Below are 12,654 nucleotides of genomic sequence, written 5' to 3'. Positions count from 1 at the left end.
AAATTTTTGTTATCTTACAAGGCCGCCATGACCACGCTATGTCCCGCTCAGGAGTATATAATTTCAGCTGCCGCAGCCTCGTGAGGCTGCCCCGGATGATTTTGTTGCTACTGCTACTGCTTGGGCTGCTGCCGTCCGCGGCGGTAGCCCAGGCGGAGGGGCCGTTTCGCTTTGCCAGGGCCAAGGCCCATAAAGTGAAATTTCATTTCGAGCTGGAGCGTAACCTGATTGTGGTAAACGCCATGCTCAACGGGCAGGGCCCCTTCAACTTTCTGCTCGACACCGGCGTGGGCACTTCGCTTATCACGGACCCATCGTTGCGGCTGACGCTGGGCCTGCGCACCGGCCGCAGCTTTCGGGTGGCCGGGGCCGGCAACGAAGCCCCGCTGGAAGCCTCCGAAACCGACAGCGTGCGGGTGGAGCTGCCCGGTGTGGTGGCGCCCTCCATGCTGTTTCTGACCCTGTCGGAGGATATTCTGAACCTGTCGGGCTACGTGGGCATGCCTATTCACGGGATTCTGGGCTCCGATGTGTTTCGCAGCTTCGTGGTGGAGGTACGGGCCGCCGAACGCATGCTGGTGTTTCACGACCCGGCCCACTACCGCCAGCCCCGGGGCCGCCGCTGGACCAGCCTGCCCCTGGATCTGGAAGGTAACCGGCCCTACCTGACCACCCAGGTGCAGGTCACGGACTCGCTGCAGCTGCCCCTGAAGCTGATTCTGGACACCGGGGCCGGCCACGCCCTGTCGCTCGAAACCACCTCCAGCAACCAGCTGCGCGTGCCGCCCCAGCGCCTCCGCTCCCAGCTGGGCAAGGGCCTCAACGGCTTTATCAACGGCTACCTGGGGCGCGTGTCGGGCATGAAGCTGGGCCGCTACCAGATCAACTACCTGCTCACGTCCTTTCCCGACTCGACCGACGTGGCCATGCGCGCCGACGTGCCCCGCAACGGCAACATCGGCTTCGAGCTGCTCAAGCGCTTCGATACGGTTATCAACTACAGCCATAACTACCTGCTGCTGCGGCCCAACATGCTCTACCGGGAGCCCTTCGAGCACGACATGTGCGGGATGGACCTGGTGGCCGCCGGCCCGGATTTTCGGCGCTATGTCATCACCCAGATTGTGCCCGGCTCGCCAGCCGCCAAAGCCGGCGTACAGGTCAATGATGAGATACTGTCTATCAACTTCCTGCCGGCCAACGCCTTGTCCCTGACGCAGATCAGCCGCATTCTGCACTCGGCCGACGGACGCAAGGTGCTGCTGATTGTGCGGCGGGCCGACGGCGAGCTGGCCACGATGCAGGTGCAGCTCAAGCGCGAGATTTAAGCCGGCCCGTAACCGTCGTTTGGGGGCGTGCTGCCGTATATTTTCCTACATTAGAAGCCCGCCTTGCCTTTGCCACCCCACTTCTCGCCCGTTTTTGCCTGATGCCCACGGCCCCTTCGCCCGCGCTGCCGACCCCGCCGCCCGAAATCCGGGCCAATCAGCATATCTACTCCGATTACTTCGACGAGGAGTTCGTCTATCAGCTCGATAAGAACATCCTGCAGCTGCTCGACCGGGTCTGGTTTCGCTCCGAGCTGGTCGGCTTCGAGGACTACCCCCAGCGCAACAACCCCGATAAGCCCCTGATTTTTGCCTCCAACCACTCGGGCATGGCCTTTCCCTGGGATGCCATGGTGGCCCTCTCGCACCTGTGGCGCAAGCTGCCCAGCCTCCGCGACCTGCCCCGGCCCTTATCGGCGCCCATGTTGTCGCAGTCGGCCCTGATGAACCCGTTTCTGGTGCGCAACTTCTGGAAGCGCTGCGGCTGCGTGGATGCCACCACGCTGAACTTCGAGACGATGATGTACTACACGGAGCACAACCTGATGCTCTACCCCGAGGGCGTGCCGGGCATTGGCAAGGGCTTCAACCGCAAGTACCAGCTGCAGCGCCTGGCTACCAGCATCGTGCGCCTGGGCATTCAGCACCGCACCGACATCATCCCCTTCTACACCATCAACGGCGAGTACCTGAACCCCTACGCCTACAGCTGGGACTGGATCAACAACCTGAGCAAGAAAATCGGTATTCCCTTCATCCCGATGGGCCCCATTATCCTGATGGTGCTGCTGCAGCCCTGGTTTTTCTACATGGCTTTTCCGGCCAAGCTCACCTTCGTGCTGGGTTCCCGCATCAAGCCCTACGAGCTGACCGACAAGGCCCACGACGAGCTGAGCCGGGACGAGTACGAGGCGCTTTCCAACAAGGTGCGTAGCCGCATGCAAACCGAAATGGACGCCGCCGTGCGCCAGTATGGCCAGCAGCCCTACCGCTGGGCCGAAATGTGGCAGCGTATCAAGGAAAACTGGCGCTATTTCCCGTTTTTCCTGCCCTTCGCCTGGCCGGCCGTCTTCACCGAGTTCGAAAAGCAGTACACCCGCCAGGGCCCGCAAAAGAACGTCAATCTGGACCTGACCAGCCCGGGCGCCTGGCTGCGTATGATCTGGCGCAACCCGTTTACCATCAGCTTTTTTATTCCCATTCTGGGCTGGATTCCCATTGCTATCCGGGGCTATAAAGGGCACCGGTTGGGCAAAAAGAGCTAACCTCTCCTGGATAAAGTTAAAATCGGGGCAGTTTCCCGAAACCTGTTCTGTCTCAGCCAGTAAAAGACAATACTAACTTTCGGTGCTGCCCCTGTGGCGGCCTTTCTCCTTGCCAAAATACCACGCGCTGCGCGTGGCCCTGCCGCCCCGATTTCGTTTTCCCGCTTTTTATTTTGCTCAAATGCCTTCCCCCCAGCATTTGCTTCTCAAACAATTCCTGACGGCCGTTACCGCGCCGCTGGCCCGGCGTCAGCCCGGTATTTCCACCATGCGCCTGAGCCTGGAAATCAGTAGCCTCGGCCAGTTTCTGCCCTGGGGCGTCCACCTCGACAGCTTCCAGCTCGAAGGCATGGCCGCCGAGTGGATCAAGCCCGATAAGGCCGACCCAAGCCGCGTGCTGCTGTACCTGCACGGGGGCGGCTACGTGCTGGGCTCCCTCAATACGCACCGCAGCCTAGTAGGGGCCCTGGCCCAGCGCTGCGGCCTGCACGCGCTGGCCATCGACTACCGCAAGGCCCCGGAATACCCTTTCCCCGCCGCCCTGGAAGACGCATTGCTGGCGTACCGCTGGCTGCTGCGCCAGGGCTACCGGCCCCACGACATCATCGTGGCCGGCGACTCGGCCGGCGGCGGCCTGGCGCTGGCCTTGCTGCTGGCCCTGCGCGACGGGCAGGAGCCGCTGCCCGCCGCTGCCATCGGCCTCTCGCCCTGGACCGACCTGGTATTGCCCACGGCCACCATTCGCAAGGTAGCCCACGAGGAGCTACAGTTTCTGGAAGCTCTGGCTATCCGGGGCTGGGGTGGGCAGTACGCCGGCACCGCGCCCCTGACTGAGCCGCTCGTGTCGCCGGTGCGGGCCAGCCTGCACGAGCTGCCCCCGCTGCTGCTTCAGACCTCCGACGCCGAAGTGCTCTACGACGACGTGCTGACCTTTGCCGCTAAAGCCCGCATTGCCGGCGTGCCCGTCACGCTCCAGACGTTTGCCGGGCTGGTACACTGGTGGCACCTGTTCTGGCGCGTGCTGCCCGAGGCCCGCACCGCCCTCGACCAGGTGGCCAGCTTTACCAATGGCATCTGGGCGGCGCAGGAAGCTGCCGCGCAGGTAGTGCTGGCCGCTCGTACCAGCGCAAAAAGAATCAAACCGGATGTGCGGCTGCGCGCCCGGCTATAACATTAACCACTGACCTCACCAAGGCTATGAGCCGGTTCCGGCCGGGCTTTTGCCACCAAAGACCCCACATATGGAAGCGCGCCGGGAAAAATTCTTCCCTCATAGCCAACTATATAGCCATGTTTTTGTAGGTTTGCCGAAGATAGTCGGCTTGCATACTACTTTTCCTGCCTGACGCGCTGGTAGCGTTGTTTTCCATTCACTCCAACTCTTTTTAACCGTTTAGCACCATGGAAGATTTGTTTAAGAAATTTATCAATGCCGGTGTCGGCTTCGTGTCACTGACCAGTGACCGGGTGCAAAGCACAATTGACGCGCTGGTGAAGGAAAGCAAGCTGTCGGAGGAAGAGGGAAAGAAGATTATGGATGACTTGAAAAAGAACTCCGAAACCAAGCGCAAAGAGCTGGAAAAGCAGTTCAGCAGCATTGCGACCAAGCTCATGAAAAGCGTGGGTGTGGCTCCCAACTCCGAGGTGGAAGAGCTGAAGCGCAGCGTAAAAGGCGGCTCTAAGTCATCTGCTGCTTCCTCTGCTTCGTCGTCCTCAGCCGGCAAAAGCGGCGGCACCAAGTCGGCCGCTAAGCCCGCTTCCAGCACGACGGCCAAAGCCGCCGGCGCCACCAAGAAAGCCGCCGACAGCGTGAGCAGCGCCGCCGGTACGGCCCAGAAATCGGCTGCCGCCAAAGCCGGGGCCTCCAAGTCGTCGGGCAGCAAGGCCACGGGCAGCGCGAAGAAGCCTACGCCCGCCGCTCCGGCCGGCAGCACCGATACCTCGGCCGCGTAGTTCGGCTTTCTTCAGGCATAAGAAGCCAGTGCCCACGCGTGTGGGGCACTGGCTTTTTTGTGCGGCAGCCGTTATTGGTGCGGCCCCAGCGCGTATTTTGCATTCCTAAACTCATCCACATCCCGTTCGCCTGCGCATGTTCAAAAACACGATTTCCAATCTGGGCCGGATCCGGCAGGTAGTGGAGGTGCTGGTGCGCTACGGGTTTGAGGATGTAGTAACCTCCACGGCCCTGCGCCGCCTCGTGACCCAGAAGCGGCGCATATCGTGGCAGCACGCCGAGCGGGCCGTGTTTGAAACCAGCCGCTGGGAGCGGGTCCGCATGGTGATTGAGGACCTGGGACCCACGTTTATCAAGCTGGCCCAGGCCATGAGCAACCGGCCCGATTTGCTGCCCGAAGCCCTGATTGACGAGTTTCAGAAACTGCAGAGCGACGTGCCGCCCTTCGATGTGCGCCTGGCCCGCCAGATTATCGAGCGGGAGCTGGGCCAGCCGATTACGGCCGTGTTCAGCGAGTTTGAGGAAAAGCCCCTGGGCTCGGCTAGCATCGGGCAAGTGCACAAGGCCCGGCTGCTCACGGGCGAGGAAGTGGTGGTGAAGGTGCAGCGGCCCGACGTGCAGGAGAAAGTGCGCACCGACCTGAGCCTCTTGCACGAGCTGGTACGCCTCACGGCTGGCTTTCTGCGTAACCACGGCCTGAGCAACCCCCAGGATATCGTGGATGCCTTCGAGCGGAGCATGATGAAGGAGCTGGACTACACCTCCGAGGCCCGCAGTATGGAGCAGTTTCGTAAGCTCTACGAAGCCTACGAGACGTTCTCCATTCCCAAGCCTTACCGGGAGCTGTCGACGGCCAAAATCCTGGTGATTGAGTTTGTCAGCGGCTGCAAGATTACCGACAAGCCCCAGCTGCTGGAGTGGGGGCTGAGCCCGGAAAAGGTGGCCGAAACCGGCATGGACATCTACCTGACCCAGATTTTCGAGTTCGGGATTTTCCACGCCGACCCACACCCCGGCAACGTGCTGGTGCGCCCCGACGGCACGCTGGTGCTCATCGACTTCGGGATGGTGGGCAAGCTCAGCAAGCAGCAGAAGTACGCTTTTGCGGGCGTGTTTATCGGTATGGCCCGGCAGGATGCGCGCAGCATGGCCCTGAACTTCCGGCGCCTGGCCCTCACGGCCGACATTCCCGACATGCGCACTTTCGAAGCCGACCTCAACGACTTGATTGAGGACTTCACCATGCTCGACGTGAAGGAAATGAGCATGAGCGACCTGGCCGACCGGCTGCAGGTTATCATCTACGACTACAAGCTGCAGGTGCCCGGTGCGGTGTTCCTGATTCTGCGGGCCCTGGTGATTCTGGAGGGCATCGGCAAGGTGCTGCACCCGCGCTTCAACACTTTCGAGTTTGTGCGGCCCTACGGCGCCCGCATCATTGCCGAGCAGTACTCGCCCGAGAATATCCTCAGCGAAGCTCAGTACACCGGCACCCAGCTGCTGGCCCTGGTGCAGACGCTGCCGGCCGACCTGCGCCAGATCATGCGCAAAATCTCGCGGGGTGATTTGCGCCTGAAAGTGGAGCTGAGCGGCTATCAGGCCCTGATGCGCACCGCCGACCGGCTTGTGTCGCGCACCATCATTGCCCTAATTGCGGTGGCGTTTCTGCTGTTTTCGGGCCTGAGCCTGCTGGGGCACTACTCGCCGGAAATGCGCTACCTGCACGGCATTCCCATCCTGACCTGGTGGAGCTTGGGCATCACCGGTTTCCTGTTCCTGATTCTGCTGATTCTGGGCACGCAGAAGAGGCGGGAGTAGGCCGGCGGGCTTATTTCAGAAGCCAGTAGTAGGCCAGCTGGACCCCCAAAAGGGTAATGTCACTAATTAGAAAGCGCTGGTACATGGCGTTCAGCCGTACTTCCCGGTCTGAAGGCAAAGTCAGGAGCACTCCCGTGGAAACAGTGGCGTACAGCTCACCGACACCGGCATTGCCGGTCGTAGAAACGCGTTGAAAGTCGGTGTTGCTGCCAGCCGCGCGCTGCTGGGTTTCGCGGGTGTCATGTATGTTCAGCGCAAGACCGAGGCCGCCGCCGAGGTAAAAGTTGGGCCGCCGCATCCTGCCAAAGCGTTTGCCGACCGTCAGGGCAGGGGATATAGTATGAGAGCGGTAGATTTGACGCTCCTCGAGCAGCATTTTGTTGGGGCCCTGTACCTGGACAGCCCGCGTGCGCCCGGTAATATTCACGTAGCCCAGCTGAATACCGCTCTGCAGGCCGCTGGCGCGTATGCCGCCCCACTCTAGGCCTGCCTGCCGGGTCTGGATGTAACTTTCTTGGTCGAATAAGCTTCTTTCGCCGGTTCGCAGCATGCCCAGGTGCACCCCGACAGCCTTCCGCCAGCCCGAGTAGTTTACATGGGGCCGGGACTGCCACTGGGGCTCGACGCAGGTATTGTAGCGGACCAGCACCCGGCGAATATCCGCTTCCGAGAAGGGCAGCGCCATCAGCTCGGGGGCGGTGTGGCGCAGGCTGGCACAAGCGCGCAGGTGCCGGTTCAGGACCACGTGCCAGTTGACGGCCGTCAACTCGTAGAGCGTATCGGTGCCCATGCCGAGCAGCAAGCCCTGGTCATTGGCAAAGGAGTACAGGCTGGCCGGCCCCGCCGTCTGTAGCAGCACGAAACGGGCCGAGTCGGCCCCGGTGGCCAGCTGCACGACCTTGCTCAGAATAGGGGCATGGTTTCGCAGCCCATACCCCCGAAGCTGACTGGGGCGGTAGTGCTGCACAGGCTCATCACCTGCTGGATAGAAGTGCACCCGCTGCCCGGATTTCTCGACAACATCACCGCGAAGCGTGTCGCCGACAGTAGTAAGCACGTAGCCCGGCAGCCCCTGCGCCCACCCGATTTTGCCCACGAACAACAGACACAGTAACCAGTAAAAACGAACCATAGAAGTTAAATAGAAGCTAACAAGCAGATTTATCCAGATAAGAAGGACAAACTTACCGAAAAGCCCGGCGCTATTGCTAGAGCCAGGCTTTGAGCCAGAATAAAAGGGGCGGGCCTGACACACCTACTTTCTGCTGCTGAAGCCTCCGTTCGGAGCGCACGGCCGCGTAGCGCCCCGCGCCGCCGGTTCTGGCGTGGGCGCTTCGTCGGGGCATGAAAAAAGCGTGGACCAGGCCGGCCCACGCTTTTTTCATGCCCCGACGAGCCGTTGCTACGGTTTCGCGGCCACTGCCACCGGGCCTACCCGCACCGATTGGCTGTCGACGACCTGCCAGCGGCCCTCACGGCGGGCCAGCACGTGCATGCGCCGGTATTCCCCGCTCACGTCCTTCCCGTTTTCGGTGCCCGTGGTCGTCATATTGTGCCGGATGATAGCCATATCGGCGCCGTAGAAGCGCACGGTGTATTCGGAGGGCTGGTTGGAGGTAGTGTTGGAGGTGCCCGCCTGCATTTCCTGAATCACCTGGGCTTTGGTGGCCACGGAGCCGTTGGCTTCGGTAAAGAGGCAGTCATCGGCCACGAGCTTTTTCACGAAGTCCAGGTCATTGCGCACGGTGGCGGCCGCCCAGTCCTGATCGAGCTGAATGAGGGCGGCTTTCATGGTTTCGGTGTTGCCAGCCGCTTTAACGGCGGTTTTTTGCTGAGCTGCCCACTCAGAAAGCCAAGCGCGAGCAGCAGAAAACAAAAGGTGTGTTTCATAGCATGGGGGTTAGGGGACTGGGGCCCTGGCACCCGGCAACACTGCCGGGTGCCAGGGCTTTATATAATATAGAGAAAATATTATATGTATCCAATCAGTGGGGGCTGTCCGCCAGGCAGGGAGGTGCCGACGGCGCCTCGTGCCGGCGCGCAATGTGCTGGTAAACGGGGGGAGGTAGCTAGTGTATGGAATATTTTTAAGTCTGATGAATTGCCTGTATAATATTGATTATTAATTGTTTAATATTTGAATTAAACAAAGTATAAAGTCTGAATTTCCTTGTTTTTGTCTACGGGAAATATATAGTGGCTGCTGAATAAAGGTCAACTTTGTCCTGCCTGCTACCATTTGGCAGGTCGAACTATCCAGGCTACCATCATGCACCTGTTTCCCTCTTTCTCCCTGCGCCGCTGGGCCGCTGTTGTTCTCGTAAGCACCTTGGCGCTGCCCACCCTGGCGCAGTCTTCCCACGACCAGGAGCTGTTTGAAACCCAGAAGCGCCTGAGCGTGGGCGTCACCAAGTTTGCTGAGGCCCGCACGGCACTCAAAGCCTTTATCAGCAGCCGGGCCGCCTGGGTGCAGAAGCAGGAGGAAACGCCCGATCAGCTGACGGCCGAATTCACGCTGCCTACCCGTCGCCTGGGCCAGCTCGACTCCCTGGCCGCTACGCTGGGCTTTGTGCTGGAAAACAACCTGAACGCGCACACGCTCGGGCCCCGGCAGCAGGAGCTGCAGGACGAGGAAAAAACCCAGGCCGATGACCTGGCCGCTACCCGCGAGCAGCTGCGCACGGGCAAACCGCCCAAGGAGGAGCGCGAAGCCCTGCTGCGCCAGGCCGAGCGGCAGGAAACGAGCCTGCGCCGCACCCAGCAGAAGCTGGCGGCCCTGACCAGCAACCAAGGGCTGGCCTACGTGAGCCTGCGCCTCTACGATGAAGTAAGCTTCCCGACCGGCAACCGCAAGGTAAGCTTCGTGAATATGCCCGGCGTGGAATATAGCTACTTGCGCCTCGACAACCCCAAACCGGGCCTGACCAGCCGCGCTTACCAGGGCTACGCCATCAAGTACATGTTTACGCGGGGCAAAAGCTACTTCAACCTGGGCGTGTACAAGCCCCTGACGAAGAGCGAAGGGGAGGAGTTCGTCAATGAGCTGTTCGTCATCAACTTCGGGCAGGATTTCTACCCGCGCAACTTCGGGCGGGGCCGGCGCAAGTTTCTCAACCTCTACACCAGCTACCAGCTGGGCGGTTTCATTCTGAACCGCAACAACGACCAGGGCAACGAGTTCATCCCCAACCTGAACCTGGGCCTGGGCGTGGAGCTGCTCAAAACCCGCCACATCCTGCTCGATACCAAAGCCAGCTACTTCGTGCCGCTCTACAGCCGCAGCCGCGACCTGCGCGGCATCCTGGGCCAGGCTTCCTTCAACTTCGTGTTCTAGCCCTGGCCTAAGGTATCGGCAACCTGAATCAGCACTGCTTTTCTGAGCTATTGGACCCAACGGGGCCCGGCAAGTCAATTGCCGGGCTCCGTTAGCGTCGGTCAGGTTCGGGCCTGGCTCTGCCCACCCTCAGCCGGGCGTGTTCCCGGTACCGGCCCGCTGCTCCTGCGATGATTCACACCGGTTAGAACAGCATTGTCGGGCCTTGGTAGTGGGTTCACAGTGCTTGGGAGGGGGGCAACGGCCCTTAGAAGACCATTCACGGTCCTTGGAATATCGTTCACCCCACTTAGCAGGTCATTCACGCCGCTTAGAAGGTCACTATCGGTCCTTGGAAGATGATTCACGCTGCTGAGTAAGTCGTTGGCACCGCTTAGTAGCTCATTCACGGGCCCTACGCCCGAATGCTGATTGGGTGAGCCGGGCAACAACGAGAACGTGCAACCGTCCGGGCTGTAGGCAGGGCGGGCTAGCCGTGCCGGCGGAGGAAGGGAGGCGGCAAACTTTCCACTCCCGGGCAGGTTGCTGTGCTTTGAATCTTACAAGCACTGCCTGCCATGACGACTGACGCGCTTAATGCCCTTTATCAGGAGCTGGCTCCCTGCACCGGACTGGACCTGGGTGCGCTGCTTCCCCAAGACATCCAGCGCGAAGTGGGCCACTTCAACGCGTTTAATATAGCCGACCTCTGGCAGTCGGCCCCCGCGCAGCCCGCCCCGCCTTACGCCTGCCGCTCGTTCTACAAAATCAGCTTCCTGCGCAGCCACAGCCGCGCCGAATACGCCGACCAAACCATCGACATTGCCCCCGATGCTCTGGTGTTTTCGACGCCCAAGGTGCCGTTTCAGTGGCTGCCGACCGAGACCCAGCAGGGGCATTTCTGCTTCTTTACCGCCGAATTCCTGCTGCCCGTGCTCGGCGGCCTGGCCCCCGACGAGCTGTCTCTGTTCCGGGCCGAGGGCTACCCCGTGTTTCAGCTCACGCCGGCCGAAGCCGCGCAGGTCGCGGCCCTTTTTGCCCGCATACACGAGGAGCTGGCCTCCGACTACGCCCACAAGTACGACCTGCTGCGGGCCTACGTGCTGGAGCTGCTGCACCTGGGCCAGAAGCGGCAGCCGTCTACCCGCCTGCACCCGGCCCACTCGGCGGCGGCCCGGCTCAGCTCGCGCTTCGTGGAGCTCCTGGAGCGGCAGTTTCCGCTGGCCAACCCCCAGCAGCGCGTGCAGCTGCGCACGGCCAAGGACTTTGCCGACCACCTGGCTGTGCACGTCAACCACCTCAACAAGGTGCTCAAAGACAACACTGGCCGCACCACTTCCGACCTTATCGGCGGGCGGCTGGCCCAGGAGGCCAAGGTGCTGCTGCGCGACACCGACTGGACGCTCTGGCAAATTGCCGACGGCCTGGGCTTCGTCGATGTGGCGCACTTCTCGCACTTCTTCCGCCGCTACGCCGCCGTGAGCCCCGGCGCTTTTCGGACCCTGGAAGCCGTATCGGTTTGATTTATACAAGAAGTTGATTGGTGCCTACAACACTGCCGGGCCCCAAGCCAGAGACCTTTGTCGTGTTTTATTAACACCACAAACCTCTTCGTATGAGTACTTCCAAAATAGCCCTGGTAACGGGCGGCAGCCGGGGCCTGGGCAAAGACATGGCCCTGAAACTGGCACAGCAGGGCATCGACGTTATCCTGACCTACCGCAGCCAGCGGGCCGAAGCCGCCGCCGTGGTAGCTGAAATCGAGGCCCTGGGCCGCCGCGCCGTGGCCCTGCCGCTGAACGCCGCCGACATCAGCACGTTCGAGGCCTTCTTCGCCCAGGTTGCCACGGCCCTCACCGATGTCTTCGGCACCGACGGGTTCGACTTTCTGATCAACAACGCCGGGACCAGCCTCACTGCCTCCATTGCCGAAACGACCGAGGCGCAGTTCGACGAGATGCTTAACATTCATTTCAAGGGCGTGTACTTCCTCACGCAGCAGGCGTTGCCGCTCCTGCGCGACGGGGGCCGAATTATCAATATTTCCTCCGGTACTACGCGGGTGGCTTTCGCCGGGAGTTCGGCCTACGCCAGCATGAAAGGCGCGGTGGAAGTTTTCACGCGCTACCTGGCTCTGGAGCTGGGCCCGCGGGGCATAGCCGCCAATGTGGTAGCGCCCGGAGCCGTATTCGGGGGCGGCGCCATGACGGATACGCCGGAAATCCGCGCCTATGTGGCCCAAATTACGGCTCTGGGCCGCGTGGCCGAGCCCGACGACATCGGGGGCATCGTCGCCTTCCTCTGCTCTGATGCCGCCCGGTGGCTCAACGGCCAGCGTATAGAGGCTACGGGCGGGATGATGCTATGAAGCCAGCAGCAGCGGCAACAACGAACTTAGGAACAGTCAGGACATTGTTGCCGCTGCTCAACGAAGCATGATGGTACCGGGGGGATACTGGTGACTAGCCGGCTTGCTTACGGCCAACTGGATGGTTAGCAGCGTCTCCGCCGTATCGGCAGTGGGAGGGATAACCAGCACCTGCCCAATGGCCTCGGGGGCAAGGCGCAGGGTGGAGGCCTGCTCAGGGCTCAGCTTGTGCCCGTTGAGGACGACACTCCGGGGACCCCGCACGCCATATTGCCGGCCTAGTGCCGCAAACGATTTGCTCTTGATTCGACCGGCATAGGTAATGGCAATGATGCCCGTCGTTGTCATGTTTTTTAACTCATCGGGGATGCTTTGCCCCTTATAAACCACCATGTTCTTAATAGCCTGCACGTCAATTTCCGCCACCAGCCCATTAGCAATGATGGTTGAATTGATGATATACAGTGGCTCGGGCATCGGCTGCCGGGCCGGGCCGGTGGCGGGTGCCTGTCCATAGCTGCTGATCGAGTTGAAGCTGCAAGCAGCCATTAACAGTAAGCGGAAAAAGTAGCTAAGCACGGTCGATGGGATAGTAATTGAAAAAATTA

At 61.1% G+C, this 12,654-nt stretch carries 11 protein-coding genes; 8 read left to right on the top strand and 3 right to left on the bottom strand.

Annotated elements, in window-relative coordinates:
* The first annotated feature begins 101 nt into the window (after nt 1–101).
* The 5 genes from LGH70_RS07505 (at nt 102) to LGH70_RS07485 (ending at nt 6,365) form a co-directional block, all read left to right on the top strand.
* Nucleotides 102–1,328 carry an aspartyl protease family protein gene (locus LGH70_RS07505; protein ID WP_226184320.1) on the top strand — a complete coding sequence of 409 codons (1,227 nt, stop codon included), beginning with the start codon at nt 102–104 and terminating at the stop codon, nt 1,326–1,328.
* A gap of 101 nt (nt 1,329–1,429) precedes the next feature.
* Nucleotides 1,430–2,593 (top strand): lysophospholipid acyltransferase family protein, encoded by a 1,164-nt coding sequence (locus LGH70_RS07500; protein ID WP_226184315.1) that lies wholly within the window; start codon nt 1,430–1,432, stop codon nt 2,591–2,593.
* A gap of 199 nt (nt 2,594–2,792) precedes the next feature.
* Complete coding sequence (locus LGH70_RS07495) at nt 2,793–3,764, top strand: alpha/beta hydrolase (protein WP_226184313.1); 972 nt, start codon at nt 2,793–2,795, stop codon at nt 3,762–3,764.
* Between the two features lie 230 nt (nt 3,765–3,994).
* Nucleotides 3,995–4,546, top strand: a complete 552-nt coding sequence (locus tag LGH70_RS07490; protein WP_226184311.1) for a phasin family protein — start codon at nt 3,995–3,997, stop codon at nt 4,544–4,546.
* Nucleotides 4,547–4,682: 136 nt separating this feature from the next.
* Nucleotides 4,683–6,365: an ABC1 kinase family protein gene (locus LGH70_RS07485; protein ID WP_226184304.1), complete on the top strand. Its 1,683-nt coding sequence runs from the start codon at nt 4,683–4,685 to the stop codon at nt 6,363–6,365.
* Nucleotides 6,366–6,375: 10 nt separating this feature from the next.
* Here LGH70_RS07485 and LGH70_RS07480 read toward each other — a convergent pair whose 3' ends face one another.
* The gene (locus LGH70_RS07480) at nt 6,376–7,497 is read right to left on the bottom strand and encodes a hypothetical protein (RefSeq protein WP_226184303.1); all 1,122 of its coding nucleotides are present in this window, start codon (nt 7,495–7,497) and stop codon (nt 6,376–6,378) included.
* A 270-nt stretch (nt 7,498–7,767) separates the two neighbouring features.
* Complete coding sequence (locus LGH70_RS07475; protein WP_226184301.1) at nt 7,768–8,157, bottom strand: nuclear transport factor 2 family protein; 390 nt, start codon at nt 8,155–8,157, stop codon at nt 7,768–7,770.
* A gap of 447 nt (nt 8,158–8,604) precedes the next feature.
* Here LGH70_RS07475 and LGH70_RS07470 point away from each other — a divergent pair, with 447 nt between their 5' ends.
* The 3 genes from LGH70_RS07470 (at nt 8,605) to LGH70_RS07460 (ending at nt 12,046) form a co-directional block, all read left to right on the top strand.
* Entirely contained in the window at nt 8,605–9,699 is a 1,095-nt protein-coding gene (locus tag LGH70_RS07470; protein WP_226184299.1) for a hypothetical protein, read from the top strand.
* Nucleotides 9,700–10,256: 557 nt separating this feature from the next.
* Nucleotides 10,257–11,201: a helix-turn-helix transcriptional regulator gene (locus LGH70_RS07465; RefSeq protein WP_226184297.1), complete on the top strand. Its 945-nt coding sequence runs from the start codon at nt 10,257–10,259 to the stop codon at nt 11,199–11,201.
* 92 nt (nt 11,202–11,293) lie between these two features.
* The gene (locus LGH70_RS07460; protein ID WP_226184295.1) at nt 11,294–12,046 is read left to right on the top strand and encodes an SDR family NAD(P)-dependent oxidoreductase; all 753 of its coding nucleotides are present in this window, start codon (nt 11,294–11,296) and stop codon (nt 12,044–12,046) included.
* Between the two features lie 57 nt (nt 12,047–12,103).
* On the opposite strand, the gene LGH70_RS07455 is transcribed toward LGH70_RS07460, so the two are convergent.
* Complete coding sequence (locus LGH70_RS07455; protein ID WP_226184286.1) at nt 12,104–12,595, bottom strand: hypothetical protein; 492 nt, start codon at nt 12,593–12,595, stop codon at nt 12,104–12,106.
* Nucleotides 12,596–12,654 lie beyond the last annotated feature (59 nt).

The sequence above is a fragment of the Hymenobacter nitidus genome, assembly GCF_020447315.1.
Taxonomy (GTDB): domain Bacteria; phylum Bacteroidota; class Bacteroidia; order Cytophagales; family Hymenobacteraceae; genus Hymenobacter; species Hymenobacter nitidus.
This window is presented reverse-complemented; position numbering and strand designations above follow the sequence as displayed.

Excerpts from the sequence above, each read along its gene's own strand:
- LGH70_RS07500 (WP_226184315.1), top strand. The coding sequence starts at position 1,430 with ATGCCCACGGCCCCTTCGCCCGCGCTGCCGACCCCGCCGCCCGAAATC.
- LGH70_RS07490 (WP_226184311.1), top strand. The coding sequence starts at position 3,995 with ATGGAAGATTTGTTTAAGAAATTTATCAATGCCGGTGTCGGCTTCGTG.
- LGH70_RS07485 (WP_226184304.1), top strand. The coding sequence starts at position 4,683 with ATGTTCAAAAACACGATTTCCAATCTGGGCCGGATCCGGCAGGTAGTG.
- LGH70_RS07480 (WP_226184303.1), bottom strand. The coding sequence starts at position 7,497 with ATGGTTCGTTTTTACTGGTTACTGTGTCTGTTGTTCGTGGGCAAAATC.
- LGH70_RS07475 (WP_226184301.1), bottom strand. The coding sequence starts at position 8,157 with ATGAAAGCCGCCCTCATTCAGCTCGATCAGGACTGGGCGGCCGCCACC.
- LGH70_RS07465 (WP_226184297.1), top strand. The coding sequence starts at position 10,257 with ATGACGACTGACGCGCTTAATGCCCTTTATCAGGAGCTGGCTCCCTGC.
- LGH70_RS07460 (WP_226184295.1), top strand. The coding sequence starts at position 11,294 with ATGAGTACTTCCAAAATAGCCCTGGTAACGGGCGGCAGCCGGGGCCTG.
- LGH70_RS07455 (WP_226184286.1), bottom strand. The coding sequence starts at position 12,595 with ATGGCTGCTTGCAGCTTCAACTCGATCAGCAGCTATGGACAGGCACCC.